A 13958-nucleotide genomic window follows, 5' to 3' on the forward strand; every position below is an offset into this window, starting at 1 on the left:
GCGACGAAATGGCCCGCAATCAATCAATCGCATTTGACTCGATTGATCCTGACCGGCATGGTTATATGCATCAACGATGCTGCGGTCTTGGCGGCTATCCTCATTGTTCATCTGCAGTCGTGACTGCACGATATGTCAGCGGTGTATTAAATCAGGGAATATAGCGGTGAAAGTGGCATGGCAGTGAACCGGCATTGGAATGTATGGCGACACGCCAATGGCGACCCTGGGCACTGTGCGAGCAGGTCATGTAAAGGTGTGCCTTGCGCTATGAGAGGATAGTCGCTATCTCTCATAGACTTGGGAAGCATGTGTGGAATCGTAGGATATGTAGGAACGGCTGGTGCGTGCGGAAAGCCGCTGGAAGTCTGCTTGCAGGGTTTGAGGCGTCTGGAATACCGCGGATATGATTCGGCGGGAGTAGCGCTGGTATCCCCCGAATCGGATACGGTGACGGTGCGCAGAAAGGCCGGCCGTCTTTCGAATCTTGAGGATGAAATCAAGCGCAGGCCTATGCCGGAAGCCACGGTTGCCATCGGGCATACTCGTTGGGCCACCAATGGAGCCCCCACCGATATCAATGCACATCCTCATATGAGTGCCGACGGCCATGTCGCGATCATCCATAATGGCATTATCGAGAATGCCAGCACCTTGAAAATGGATCTGCAATCCGAAGGATATGTGTTCTCTTCGGGAACCGATACCGAAGTTGCCGCCAAGCTGCTCGGCAAAATCGCCAATACCATAATCGAAGAGAGCGGCCATCCCGATCTGTTTGAAGCACTTCGTCGCATGGCACGTATGCTTACCGGCGCGTTCACCATCCTCGCTGTGGATAGCCGACAGCCAGATATCGTCGTTGGCGCACGACATGATTCCCCGCTTGTCGTAGGTCTTGGAGATGGTGAAAACTTCCTGGGTTCAGATGTTGCGGCCTTTGTGGCGTACACCAAAGAAGCGATGGAAGTGGGCCAGGACCGTGCTGTATGCATTGAAGGCAGCAAGGTTACCGTCACCGATTTCGATGGCAATGTCGTAACCGATTCCAAGCGTTTCACTGTGGATTGGGATGCTTCGGCCACAGAAAAAGGTGGCTGGGATTCATTCATGAACAAGGAAATCCATGAGGATCCTGCAGCGGTCGGCAATACCCTGCTGGGCCGTTTCAATACCTCAGGGGATATCGTGCTTGATGAAGTGCGTATTGACGAGGATGTGTTCCGCTCCATAGACAAAATAATCGTTGTGGCCTGCGGTACTGCAAGCTATGCCGGTTTGGTGGCCAAGTATGCCATCGAACACTGGGTGCGCATTCCGGTAGAGGTTGAGTTGGCTCATGAATTCCGATATCGTGACCCGATTCTGACCCCGCGCACGCTTGTGGTGGCAATATCGCAATCCGGCGAAACCATGGACACCTTGATGGCGCTCAGGCATGCCCGTGAACAAGGATCTCGCGTGCTGGCAATATGCAATACCCAGGGTGCCTCAATCCCTCGCGAATCGGATGCCGTGCTCTACACCCACGCAGGACCTGAGATTGCCGTGGCATCCACCAAGGCCTTTGTGGCGCAGATTACCGCCGCTTATCTGCTTGGCTTGTATCTGGCACAGGTCAAGGGCACGATGTATCGCGATGAGATTCACCAGATTCTCGATCAGCTCAAGGCCATGCCGGAAAAAATCGAATGGGTTTTGCAAACGCAGTCGGATAGTGTTCATGAGGCTGCGAAGCGCATGATTGATGCGCATTCATTCCTCTTCCTCGGTCGGCATGTGGGGTATCCAGTGGCCTTGGAAGGTGCCCTGAAGCTCAAGGAAATCGCGTACACCTTCACCGAAGGGTTCGCAGCGGGTGAGCTCAAGCACGGGCCCATCGCATTGGTGGATGAGGGCGAACCCGTAGTGGTTATCGTTCCATCAGCCCGTGGACGTGACTCCTTGCATAACAAGGTGATATCCGGCATTGAAGAGGTGAAAGCCCGTGGCGCGTTCACCATTGTGGTGGCGGAAGAGGGAGACCCCGATGCCGAGCGATATGCCGATGTGGTGCTGTGGCGCCCTGTATGCCCCACGTTGCTCAGCCCATTGGTCGATGTGGTGCCTCTGCAGCTATTCGCCATGGATATGGCCATGTTGAAGGGTTACGACGTGGATAAGCCGCGTAATCTTGCGAAATCCGTGACCGTCGAGTAGTTGAGTGATTTTCGGGTAGTTGTGTGACCTTCGAGAAGTTGATGTGAACGAATTCGATGCTGATAACTCCGGTGAAGCGGCTGCCAGCATGGCTTGTGCCAGTGGTAGCCGCTTTGGGATGAATGCGATTGAGTCCGGCGCTGGGCTGGACGTGATGCGGTTGCAGGCTCGCGGGCGTTCGTTGCGCCATCGATGGGTGCTGCACGAGCCGGTTGTCGATGCCGAATTGCGTGTGATCTACGAAGACAGCCGCATCATCGTGGTGGACAAGCCCCATGGTTTGGCGACCACTCCTCGAGGCATGTGGTATCGCCAAACCGCTTTGATACGGCTTCGTGAGCTCTACCGCGACGATTCCATTACGCCGGCGCACCGCTTGGATCGCATGACCGCCGGAGTGGTGGTATTCGTGCGTGATCCTGCCATGCGCGGAGCCTATCAGACGCTTTTCCAGAATCATCATGCGACAAAGGTTTATGAATGTCTGGCGCCGAGCCGCCCGATACGCATTCCGAAAACAGGCACCATCCGCAGTTTGGAGCCTCCTCGTCTGTTCCCTTTGCTCAGACGCTCATGCATTGTGAAAGAGCGCGGTGTATTGCAGGCATTCGAAACTCCGGGCGTACCCAACGCCGTCACACGCATAGAGTTGGGGACACAGACTGCAACCAGCGGTTCTGTTGCACATGGTCCACGCATATCGCAATCTGCGCTGCGGCATTATGTTCTGCATCCGATCACTGGCAAAACCCACCAGCTGCGTGTGCATATGAATGCGCTGGGCTTGCCTATTGCAGGAGATGACCTGTACCCGGGAATTCTTCAACATGCACCGGAAGATATAAGCAGCCCCTTGCAATTGGTGGCGCGGACTTTGCAATTCATCGATCCCATAGACGGCACACCAAGAGCATATACATCCAGTATTTCTCTTGATTGGGGAGTGGAAGAGAGTGTCTAGACAGCTCGCACTGAATCACGTTCCACCAATTCAGTGGGGATGACGGTCTTGATTCCGCTAGGCACACGTTTTCCTTCGCATAACCTGCGCACCATGGAGAAAGCCTCGGTTCCGATGAGGTCAAATCGCATGCGCATCGTGGTCAGCGAAAGCCTTGGCACAATGCCGACCAATGAGTCGTCGACTCCGATAACGCTGACATCTTCCGGGACCCTTTTGCCGCCGGCGATCAGCCCTTGGATCGCACCATATGCCATTTGGTCGTTTGCGGCGTAGATAGCCGTGCAGTTCCTGTCATGAGCAAGCGACAACCCTGCCTGATAGCCGCTATCGGCCTCCCAATCTCCGACATAGAGGGAGGGGATGGGAATGCCGCGTGATTCCAAGGCATCTCGCCACCCGTCTGCCCGGCTTTGCGCTGATCGTGCAGACGAAGGACCTGCGATGTGATACACGGTTTTGTGCCCTTTGGCGATGAGATAATCCACGACGGCCTGCGAACAGCCATATTGATCGGCATCAACCGTGGGGCAGCTTTCCAAAGGGTCTTCACGAACCAATACCACTGGCAAATCCGGAGGAGGAGTGAAGGTATCGAAATCGGCGGTTCGTTCCTTCATAACCACGATGACTCCATCAACCGGCAGTTGTTTCATAAGACTGACTGCGCACTCTATGGTTCGGGATGCACCGGTTCCCATGGTGTTCACGGTTACGGCGTATCCTTCGCTCACCGCGGCATTCAGGATGCTATTGAGAATGCGCGCGTCGCCAAAAGCGGCTGTGTCGAACATAACCACGCCAATATTGTTGAAACGGCCATGTTTCAGTGCGCGGGCTGCATAATTTGAACGATATCCCAGTTTTTTCATGGCCGCTTCGACGCGTTGGCGAGTCTCTGCCTTGACTGCATTGCTGCCATTGGCCACGCGAGACACTGTTTGTGGTGAGACGCCGGCTTCTTTGGCGACATCCTGCATCGACGCTGGTTGATGATATTCCATACAGCCCACTCTATTACTGTTTTCAGCATATGTGGTGCATCGCCTTGTGGTCATCGGACGAAAAGGACGAGCGTGCGTTGAATATGCCTGACATCCAATGGAAACGCGGATGGCGGTACCTTGAATGAATGATAGAATGATAACGCAAACATTTACGATGGTTTTTGGAATGATATTTTGAAAACAATCGGCTGAATTACTCGAAGATGAGAGCATGTTCAGTATGGCAACGATGACATTTAAGGATGTGATTATGGGATCTATGGATACGATTCGGACAGGTCATCAACACGCAAGACGTGCATATCGCTGGCCTCAGCCTCTGGCAGGGCAAACGGAACGCATATGGTTCGGAGGTGATTACAATCCGGACCAATGGCCGCGCGAAGTGTGGGATGAAGATATCAGGCTGATGCGTCAGGCCAAAGTGAATCTGGTCTCGTTGGGAATTTTCTCATGGGCCAATATTGAAGTGAGCGAAGGGGTCTATGACTTCTCTTGGCTGGACGAGATCATTGAGATGTTGGGGGAAGCCGGCATTGCCGTCGATTTGGCCTCGGCAACAGCTTCGCCTCCTATGTGGCTTACCCAAGCTCATCCTGAGGTGCTCTGGAAGGATGAACGGGGCAATGTGTGTTGGCCTGGCGCAAGGCAGCATTGGCGTGCCACCAGCCCGGTTTTCCGCGAATATGCCTTGAAGCTATGCCGTGCCATGGCGGAGCATTATCGGGACAATCCAGCTGTGGTGGCATGGCATGTGGGCAATGAGTACGGTTGTCATAACAGATTTGATTATTCTGATGATGCGATGCGCGCATTCCAACAATGGTGTGTGCAAAAATACGGCAATATCGATGCGGTCAATGACGCTTGGGGCACTGCATTTTGGGCTCAGAGAATGAATGATTTCAGTGAGATCATCCCTCCTCGATTCATAGGTGACGGGAATTTCATGAATCCCGGAAAACTTCTGGACTTCAAGCGTTTCAGTTCTGATGCTTTGAAAGGATTCTACATTGCCGAGCGTGACATGCTCTCTTCCATTACTCCTGACAGGCCTCTGACAACAAACTTCATGGTGAGCGCACCGGGCTCCATATTGGATTATGACGATTGGGGGAGCGAGGTCGATTTCGTCTCCAATGATCATTACTTCACCCCGGGTGACGCCCATGTCGATGAGCTGGCGTATTCGGCATCCCTTGTGGATGGCATCGCACGCAAAAATCCTTGGATGCTTATGGAACAATCCACCAGCGCCGTGAATTGGAGGCAAATCAACTATCGCAAGGAACCAGGCCAGCTTATTCGCGATTCACTGGCACACACGGCAATGGGTGCGAACGGCATTTGCTTCTTCCAATGGAGGCAGTCGAAGGCGGGCGCTGAGAAATTCCACAGCGCAATGCTTCCGCATGCCGGGGAACGAAGCCAAATATTCCGTGATATATGTTCCTTGGGTTCGGGATTGGAACTCCTGAGCGAAGAGGGCATATTGAATACGCGTGTGGTTCAATCGCGGGTTGCAGTCGTCTTTGACTATGACAGCGAATGGGCCAGCGAGCACACGGCAACCCCCAGCCAACGGCTGAGGCACTGGACCGAGCCGCTTGAATGGTTCCGCGCGTTGGCGGATTGCGGCATAACCGCAGACGTGGTGCCATTGAACGCCGATTGGGAACGGTATGAAGCCGTGGTGTTGCCGAGCGTATATCTGCTCAGCGCTGCGCAGGCCGAGAGAATCCGAGGATTTGTGCGGCATGGCGGTCGACTCATAGCCACCAGTTACACAGGGATCAGCGATGACAAGGATCACGTCTGGTTGGGAGGATATCCCGGTGCCATAAGTGATGTGGTCGGTGTTCGAGTGGAGGAATTCGTTCCACTTGGCGATGACCATCCTGGAGCGCCTGTCCAATTGCGATTGGATATGGGCGGTTCTGCGAAAGATATCGCCGATTGGATAACCGAAATAGATGACGATACCGTGATCGTGGCGAAGTATCAGGACGATCCTTGGACTGGTATGGATGGTGTTCCCACGATTACCGCGCATCCCTTTGGTGAAGGCATGGCCGCATATGTGGGTTGTCGCATGACCCATGGCGACATTGCCTCATACATTCCGCGGATTGCAAACGCATTGGGCACTGATTGGCAAATATCGCAGGAAGGTGGCAAGGTGCTGAAGGTGGAACGGGTCAGTGATGACGGCTCCCAGCGTTTCACATTCCTTTTCAATAGAACGCATGAGGTGGTATCGATGCCTGTTGAGGGAGAGGCAGTGCTTTTGTCATTAGCCGAGGTAGATGATGGCAAGGTCACCTTGCAGGTCAATGGTGCTGTGGTGCTGAAACACTAAAACGGCATTGCGAAGTTGTGGAGCCGGCAGTTCATGCATGATCCTGCCGGCTCTACGCTTGGGGACTTGGCACCCATACATTGCAAGAGTTCACGTAACAACCCGGTTGTGGGGCTCACGTAGACTCAAATGGCATAGTTTACGTATTCAAGGAAGTCGTCATGTCTCAGCTCTGGAAGCGTTGCACGCGGTGTGTATTGAGTGCGCTCGCCTGCTTGGGCATCGTGGCGGCAATAGCAGGTTGTGCGCAGCAGGATACGCGCACGGTCGTAACCGTGTGGTCCTGGGAGCCCAGCATGAGTGCCGTGGCACGAAGTTTTGAGGCTGCCAATCCTGATGTGCGTATCGATATCAAAGACACCAGCGGCTACGATAATTTGAACTCTGCAATCCAGGACGGCTACGGGCTTCCGGATGTGGTGCAGCTGGAATATTATGCATTGCCGCAATATGCGGTCAGCGAGCAGTTATTGGATCTCACCGACCGCGTGGATGGATACGAGGGCGATTACACGCCCGGCACATGGTCCTCGGTGCAGTTGAACAACCGGGTTTACGGTGTGCCGATGGATTCAGGGCCAATGGCCTTTTTCTACAATCAATACGTTTTCGAAGAAGCGGGCATTGACGCCACCCAGATTCGCACTTGGGACGATTACTACATGGCCGCAAAGAAACTCAAGCAAATCGGCGTGTATATCGCGGCCGATTCCGGAGACGCGAGTTTTTACAACGCCATGATATGGCTTGCAGGAGGAAGGCCATATTCCACCTCGCAGGATGGACGAACGGTGAATGTGGATTTCACCAATGACGTGGGCACACGCACATTCACCTCGTTCTGGCAAAAAATGATCGATGAGGGTCTTGTCGACACGCATCTGACCACATGGTCGGATCAGTGGCAGGAGGCATTGGGGGCGGGAAAAGTGGCTTCGGTGTTTTCGGGAGCCTGGTTCCCGTCCCTGCTGCTGGCAGATGTGCCGGGAACCGCTGGCTTATGGCGTGTCTCGCAAATGCCGACGGTGAATGGGTCCACGGCAGGCGCTGAAATGGGCGGTTCCGCACTGGGCGTTCTGCAATCCAGTCGCAAACCCGATGCCGCATTTCGTTTTGTGGAATACGCCTGCCATGATCCCGATGGCATACGAATTCGTGTGGCGGGAGGCGCTTTTCCTGCGGATACGGCGAGTTTGAATGCTGATAATTTCTTGAGCAGAACCACGATTCGTGATGCTCGTGGCATTGATATTCCGTATTTCGGCGGTCAGGAATTCAATGAGGTATTCTCAGCTGCAGCTGAGAGGGTTTCAGTTGGATACCAATATCTGCCGTTTGAAGTGTATGCACGCAGTGATTTCCGTAGCACTATGGGTCAGGCATACTCATGGTCGAGACAACGGCAGGCTCTTGACGAGGCTCAAGAGCGCAAAGCTGCCGGTTTCAAGGATGTGCAATTGCCGGAGAATCCAGGAGTCAAAGTCGCCTTGTCGCAAGGTCTTGAACTATGGCAAAAGGATTTGAAGGAGTATGCGATCAATCAGGGATTCACTGTGCAATAAGCGTGAGCTGGCAGGTCGGTTGGCGCTGCGCCGTTATGCATAGCCGGAGCGTAGCCATAACAGCACAGCGTATTGGCCGGATCTCCACAGCAGTGGCATGTGGAAAGGCCTCGGCAAGCTGAGCGCTTTGCCCTCAAGTGTCACCGCCAAAGGCGGTACTGAACACGATTGCGAGCAATCGCGACTGGGTTACCGCCTATTCGCTTTCCGGTTTTTGGCGTGAATGGCCGCCATGCCCTTGAACATCAGATCAGGGTCATAGACATCAATGAGGTCGGTCGCGCCGCTGAACATCCGGCCAAGACCACCGGTGGCTACTACTTGGAAGTCTTCATCGATTTCTTCTTGGAATTGGCGAATAATGCGCTCGATACCACCCAATGCGTTGTAATACAAACCAGCCTGCATGGCGGTTCTGGTTTCGGTCGCCATAATCGACTGGGGACGGGTGATTTCCACTTCCGGCAATTGGGCGGTGCCTTCCCATAGCGAAGCGGCTGAGGAACGGATTCCAGGGGCAACAAGACCTGAAACGATATTGCCGTTTGCGGTGACGTAATTAAAGGTCGATGCTGTGCCAAAATCAGCCACCAATACCGGACCTCCGTAGATATACCAAGCTCCGGCGCAGTCCGCGAGGCAATCGGCGCCCAATGATTTCGGATCGTCTATTTGGACTCCTATTCCGGATTTGATGCCTGGCCCCACGATCATGGGGTCGATATCCAAGAACTTGATGATGCAGGCGCGGAAGGAATGCATGACTTTTGGCACAACCGATGCAATGATCACATCATCCACATCGGATGGTTCGAATCCGCTCATGGCGAGGAATTCGGTGATCATCAGACCGTATTCATCGGAAGTATGGTTGGCCTTTGTGGTGATTCGATATGTGCCCACGATGGAATCGTCTTCAAGGAATCCGAGCACGATATTGGTGTTGCCGATATCCACCGCAACAAGCATGATTGCTCCTTTGCTCTAGCAATATTTGTAAGACATATTAGCGCGGCATATGGGTCGGTTCCTACTCGGAATTGCCCCATAAGCATTGCTTTGGCAGGTTGGCATGTAGAATGCTCATGTGGCGGACGACCCCGAGGGCGGCCAGCTGCAAGCCGTATGAGAAGACGGCGGCGACACAGAAAGTCGCTAAGAACGAAAATGGAAGATGGAAATAACATGTCTCAAGAACATGGTGCGTACGGACAATCCGACGCAACCCAAGGAGATCAGCAGGAACAGCTCAATAAGCAGGAGCAGTCTCGTGCAACAGCCCGAACCGGTAGCGGGGAAGGCGCTGCAAGCAATGCGCAGTCGGCGGTAAGCGGCAGTACCGATGCCAAATTGAATGCGCGAAGGAAAGACAATAAGCCGAATCGCAAGCCGTGGCTGTGGATTGCCATCGCCGCAATCGTGGTAATAGCCGTGGTGGTTTCGATTGTGGTGTTCCGTCAGCGCACAAGCGGCTCCAATGCACAACAAGCGGATACGGTGACTGTCGGCCTGACATTGGCTCCGACGAATCTTGATATCCGCAATCAATCCGGCTCGGCTTTGGACCAAGTGCTTATCGGCAATGTCTATGAAGGCTTGGTCTCCCGAGATTCGGAAAACAAGGTAGTGCCATCCATTGCATCCAGCTGGGATATCAGCAGTGATGGTCTGACCTATACGTTCCACCTGAATTCAGGCATGACCTTCTCGAATGGTGATGAACTCGATGCAACCGATGTGGCATGGTCGATTAATGAGCTGATCGACAAGCAATATCACGATTACAATCTGTTGCAGAATGTGTCTTCGGTCGAAGCCACGGATTCCAAGACGGTAACCATCACACTTGATGCACCATATGCCAATCTGCTGTGGGCTTTGGCTGGTCGTCCTGGTCTGGTGTTTGACGCCGACGCAAGCTATGACGCCAAAACCCAGGCCATTGGCTCAGGGCCGTATGTGGTGGATTCCTTTGAAGCCAACACGTCAATCACCTTGAAGGCGAATTCGCGATACTGGGGAGAGCATAAGGCAAAGACCCCGACGGTTGTGGTCCGTTATATCACTGATGCGAATGCAGGATTGAACGCCCTGACTTCCGGAGATTTGCAGGTTTTGGCACCGGTTAGTGAGAATCTTGCCGATGGTTTGCGCAAGCAGAGCGATAAATACACGGTGACCACGGGTGAAGACACCGACAAATTTGTGCTGGCCATGAACCAGGCGCAGGGGCGAGCAACGACAGATATTCGCATCCGTCAAGCCATGCGTTATGCCATTGACCATAACGAGTTGATCGCATCGCGAGGCGGGGCAGATGCGCCGCTCGGTGGTCCGATTCCTTCGCTTGATCCAGGTTATGAGGATCTGACCGACCTGTATCCGTATGATGTGGATAAGGCCAAGCAGCTCATGGAGGAAGCCGGATACACGACCGATAACCCGTTGAAGCTCACCTTGACATATCCCAATATCTATTCCACTGAACTTGGCGATCAGCTCAAGTCGGCATTCAAGGAAATCGGCATCGATCTGCAGGTGAATATCGTGGAATTCTCCACATGGTTGCAGGACGTCTACACCAATCACGACTATGACCTGTCTTTGGTGGATCACAACGAAAGCCATGACTTCTCGCAATGGACAGATCCCACCTATTACTACGGTTATGACAACTCGGAAGTTCAGGATCTGTACAAGCAGGCAATGGCTGCGACCAACGAGAAGGACACCAATACGTATCTTGCCCAAGCGGCTCGTATTGTGAGCGAGGATGCAGCTGCCGATTGGTTGTTCAATTATCGGATTACCACGGCAACCGCCGCAGGCGTTGAAGGATTCCCCGTGAACCTGAACCAGACGCTCATGCCGTTGTATGACGTGACATATACGCGTCAGTAGCGCGACATTTCGGCAGCGGTGCTGTGCATGCACATGGTTGAGGTGTGCTGCATGGCACCGCTGCCGTCGAATCTGTGTGCGGGTCAAGGGGCTGGTTTGCGATTCCCTAGCTGAGAAGCTTCAGGTGAGCTCCGCCTAAGATGCCGCATACACCGAGAGGCGTTGCGAAGCGAAATGCACCGCGGCCTGGGTTAGGCTTGAAGTGTCTGCGCGACGAAATTCAAAGGAGATGGCATGCGATTTGTTGTACGTCGACTCATGCTATTCGTCATTGCATTATTGGGAATTTCCATACTGATTTTTGCTGCCGTGCGCATTCTTCCCGGAGATATCGCCTCTGTTATGGCAGGTATGAATGCACCGCCTGAACGTGTGCAGTCGTTACGTGAGCAACTCGGTTTGGACCGATCATTGGTCCAGCAGTACACTGACTGGTTCAGTGGCATCATTCGTGGCGATTTCGGCACATCGATGCTCACAGGACGATCCATAAGTTCCCAGATCGGGTCGCGGGCGTCCATAACCATGCCACTTATTATCTTGGGGCTATGCGTGGCAATGGCCTTGGGATTGCCGTTGGGATTTATGACGGTTGCGGCGAAGAGCCCGCGAGTGCGGGGAGCATTGCGCCTCGTGGGACTCATCGGGGGTTCGATCCCTGCATTATGGGGCGGATTGATTTTGATTTTGCTGTTTGCTCGCGGAATAGGACTTATCGGAATCCTGCCTTCACAAGGGTTTCCTACCCAAGGGTGGGGGAGTCCTCCCGCAGCGTTCATGGCATTGATCCTGCCCGCAGTGAGCGTTGGCGTCATTGTTGCGGCTTCCCTTATGCGATATGTCGGCGCCGCCGTCGGTTCGGTGGCTTCGAGTGGATTCATCGATATGGCAATGGGTTGCGGCATGACCAGACAACAAGCCCTGCTGCGTGTTGGATGCCGGTTGGCTGTGCCGCAGCTGGTTTCTGTGCTTGGCCTGACCTTCGTCGAGATGATCACAGGCGTCATGGTCATTGAGAATCTCTTTGCCTTGCCGGGATTGGGATCCGGATTGGTCACCGATATGGGGAATCGCGATCTCATAGCAGTGCAAAGTGAACTGTTTATGTTGGCATCGGTGTTTTTGATAATCGGCATGGCCGTGGATATCGCCCATCGTGTATTGGATCCTCGTTTGGACGGAACGGATGATATGAGTACTGCGCGCAATGAAGAGAACTCCGCCCATGCAAATCCCGATGAGCAGGAGGTGTCGCAATGAGTGTTGTGGCGCGTCTCTGGCAAGCTCTGCGCAATACGGTACGCACCTTGTGGTCCACGGTTTCCGGCCGTTATGCGGTGACGGTCATTGCCGTGTGGGTCGTTGTTTCCTTGATATCACTTGTCTGGACGCCGTATTCATTGTGGCAGATGGATGGATACAATGTGTGGGCTATGCCGAGCGCTGCGCATTGGATGGGCACGGACGGCACTGGTGCGGATGTCGCGAGCTGGTTGATGGCAGGATCGCGCACGGATTTGGTCATTGTGCTCCTGACCGTTGCGTTGAGCGCAGTGATCGGTATGTGTTTGGTGGCCTTGATGACATTGGGGAGCACATGGTCCTCAAATGCCACGGTAGTCGCCGTGGATGCGCTGATCTCGATCCCGACTGTTTTGCTTGCACTTGTTCTGGCTGTGCCCTTTGGGGCGTCGATTGCCGTCGTGGTGGTGGCTTGTGGAATAGGGTATGGGTTGAATTTGGCCAGAGTTGTCCGCCCACAGGCATTGCTGGTTGCCAATTCGGGATATGTTGAGTCTGCGCTGTCCAATGGTGCGAGCCGGTGGCGGGTGTTCGCGCAGCATATCGTCCCCAATATTCTGCCCGTAGCATCTGTGCAGCTTTCGCTTTCTGCGGGTACCGCGATTCTGGCCGAGTCAGGTCTGACCTATCTTGGCATAGGCGTTCCTTCCGGAATTCCCAGTTGGGGTCGATCCCTGTCATTGTCGGTGCGTTTGGCCAGTGTGCATCCTTTGACTGCATTGTGGCCCGGACTTGTGGTGGCCTTGGTGGTATTGGCATTGAATCTGTGCGGGGATGTGCTTCGTGAACGCAGCGGCGTGCATCACGCTGGGGTCGCGTCTCGCCAAGCGGCATCCGAAGGAGGCGAAAATGACCGTTGAAATCGAACATCTGAGCATTCGTATTGGCGATCATGAAGTGGTTCATGATGTCAATATGCATGTGGGGGATGGGGAACGTGTCGGCATAATTGGTTCTTCGGGTTCTGGAAAATCCATGGTTTTGAAAGCCATTATGGGTTTGCTTCCTCAACAAGCCGAAGCGAGCGGTTCCATTGTGGTGGCTGGCGAACAGGTTATCGGCGCCAGTGACGACCGACTTGCAGACATGCGTGGTCGCGTGATGAGTATGGTGGCTCAGGATCCATCGGCCTCACTGAATCCGGTCACGTCCATTGTGCAGCAAGTGATGCTGCCCTTGAAACTGCATTATGACTTGGATAAGAAGGAACTGCATGATCGTGCATTGGCTGCATTGCATTCGGTCGGGCTCGGCAAGGAATTGGCCGGTTCGTTCCCGCACAGGCTTTCTGGAGGTCAACAGCAGCGCGCAGCAATTGCGACGGCATTGGTCACCTCTCCTTCGCTGATCCTTGCCGATGAGCCGACAACTGCCCTTGATTCGGTGACGCAGCGGGCTGTTGTGGATGTGCTTACGAAGCTGGTTGATGAAGCGGGGGCTTCTATGGTGTTCGTGACGCATGATTTTGCGGTTTTGACGCGTGTGGCGAATCGGTGCTATGTCATGCATGAGGGGCGCGTCATCGAAGAAGGAAAGACACGGCAATTACTGGAACGGCCTCAGGAATCGGTCACGCGTGAACTTGTGCAGGCGGCGGTGCATTTGAGCTGCATATTGACGTGGACGCTGCCTCGAATGAAGAGCATGAATAACGGGTGGTGAATTGA

The 13958-nt window shown here is 53.9% G+C and carries 10 protein-coding genes; 8 read left to right on the forward strand and 2 right to left on the reverse strand.

The window, feature by feature from the left end; translation table 11 throughout:
- Nucleotides 1-309: 309 nt before the first annotated feature.
- A complete protein-coding gene (glmS, locus tag BITS_RS00765) occupies nucleotides 310-2199 on the forward strand; it encodes a glutamine--fructose-6-phosphate transaminase (isomerizing) (protein WP_026641836.1) in 1890 nt (629 codons plus the stop codon).
- A 154-nt stretch (nucleotides 2200-2353) separates the two neighbouring features.
- Nucleotides 2354-3160, forward strand: a complete 807-nt coding sequence (locus BITS_RS00770) for a pseudouridine synthase (RefSeq protein ID WP_034533699.1) — start codon at nucleotides 2354-2356, stop codon at nucleotides 3158-3160.
- Here the strand turns inward: BITS_RS00770 and BITS_RS00775 are convergent.
- Nucleotides 3157-4140 carry a LacI family DNA-binding transcriptional regulator gene (locus BITS_RS00775; RefSeq protein ID WP_026641838.1) on the reverse strand — a complete coding sequence of 328 codons (984 nt, stop codon included), beginning with the start codon at nucleotides 4138-4140 and terminating at the stop codon, nucleotides 3157-3159. The two genes, BITS_RS00770 and BITS_RS00775, sit on opposite strands and share 4 nt — an antisense overlap.
- Before the next feature lie 286 nt (nucleotides 4141-4426).
- Here BITS_RS00775 and BITS_RS00780 point away from each other — a divergent pair, with 286 nt between their 5' ends.
- Entirely contained in the window at nucleotides 4427-6526 is a 2100-nt protein-coding gene (locus BITS_RS00780; protein ID WP_026641839.1) for a beta-galactosidase, read from the forward strand.
- 161 nt (nucleotides 6527-6687) lie between these two features.
- On the forward strand, nucleotides 6688-8088 hold the full coding sequence (locus tag BITS_RS00785) for an ABC transporter substrate-binding protein (protein WP_034533661.1): 1401 nt from the start codon (nucleotides 6688-6690) through the stop codon (nucleotides 8086-8088).
- Between the two features lie 189 nt (nucleotides 8089-8277).
- Here BITS_RS00785 and BITS_RS00790 read toward each other — a convergent pair whose 3' ends face one another.
- A complete protein-coding gene (locus tag BITS_RS00790) occupies nucleotides 8278-9057 on the reverse strand; it encodes a type III pantothenate kinase (RefSeq protein WP_026641841.1) in 780 nt (259 codons plus the stop codon).
- Between the two features lie 216 nt (nucleotides 9058-9273).
- On the opposite strand from BITS_RS00790, the gene BITS_RS00795 reads away from it, so the two are divergent.
- From BITS_RS00795 to BITS_RS00810, 4 genes are all read left to right on the forward strand, one after another.
- Nucleotides 9274-10989, forward strand: coding sequence for an ABC transporter substrate-binding protein (locus BITS_RS00795; RefSeq protein WP_026641842.1), 1716 nt, complete (start codon nucleotides 9274-9276; stop codon nucleotides 10987-10989).
- A gap of 234 nt (nucleotides 10990-11223) precedes the next feature.
- The gene (locus BITS_RS00800) at nucleotides 11224-12249 is read left to right on the forward strand and encodes an ABC transporter permease (protein WP_044259182.1); all 1026 of its coding nucleotides are present in this window, start codon (nucleotides 11224-11226) and stop codon (nucleotides 12247-12249) included.
- Nucleotides 12246-13151 carry an ABC transporter permease gene (locus tag BITS_RS00805; protein WP_044259183.1) on the forward strand — a complete coding sequence of 302 codons (906 nt, stop codon included), beginning with the start codon at nucleotides 12246-12248 and terminating at the stop codon, nucleotides 13149-13151. Before BITS_RS00800 ends, BITS_RS00805 begins: the two co-directional genes overlap by 4 nt.
- Nucleotides 13141-13953, forward strand: a complete 813-nt coding sequence (locus BITS_RS00810) for an ATP-binding cassette domain-containing protein (protein ID WP_044259184.1) — start codon at nucleotides 13141-13143, stop codon at nucleotides 13951-13953. The genes BITS_RS00805 and BITS_RS00810 overlap by 11 nt, the downstream gene beginning before the upstream one ends.
- Nucleotides 13954-13958: the final 5 nt, after the last annotated feature.

The sequence above is a fragment of the Bifidobacterium tsurumiense genome (assembly GCF_000741765.1).
Classification (GTDB): Bacteria; Actinomycetota; Actinomycetes; order Actinomycetales; family Bifidobacteriaceae; genus Bifidobacterium; species Bifidobacterium tsurumiense.

Bases quoted from the DNA above. Each gene is read 5' to 3' on its own strand.
- glmS (WP_026641836.1), top strand. From the start codon at position 310: ATGTGTGGAATCGTAGGATATGTAGGAACGGCTGGTGCGTGCGGAAAG.
- BITS_RS00770 (WP_034533699.1), top strand. From the start codon at position 2,354: ATGCGGTTGCAGGCTCGCGGGCGTTCGTTGCGCCATCGATGGGTGCTG.
- BITS_RS00775 (WP_026641838.1), bottom strand. From the start codon at position 4,140: ATGCAGGATGTCGCCAAAGAAGCCGGCGTCTCACCACAAACAGTGTCT.
- BITS_RS00780 (WP_026641839.1), top strand. From the start codon at position 4,427: ATGGATACGATTCGGACAGGTCATCAACACGCAAGACGTGCATATCGC.
- BITS_RS00785 (WP_034533661.1), top strand. From the start codon at position 6,688: ATGTCTCAGCTCTGGAAGCGTTGCACGCGGTGTGTATTGAGTGCGCTC.
- BITS_RS00790 (WP_026641841.1), bottom strand. From the start codon at position 9,057: ATGCTTGTTGCGGTGGATATCGGCAACACCAATATCGTGCTCGGATTC.
- BITS_RS00795 (WP_026641842.1), top strand. From the start codon at position 9,274: ATGTCTCAAGAACATGGTGCGTACGGACAATCCGACGCAACCCAAGGA.
- BITS_RS00800 (WP_044259182.1), top strand. From the start codon at position 11,224: ATGCGATTTGTTGTACGTCGACTCATGCTATTCGTCATTGCATTATTG.
- BITS_RS00805 (WP_044259183.1), top strand. From the start codon at position 12,246: ATGAGTGTTGTGGCGCGTCTCTGGCAAGCTCTGCGCAATACGGTACGC.
- BITS_RS00810 (WP_044259184.1), top strand. From the start codon at position 13,141: ATGACCGTTGAAATCGAACATCTGAGCATTCGTATTGGCGATCATGAA.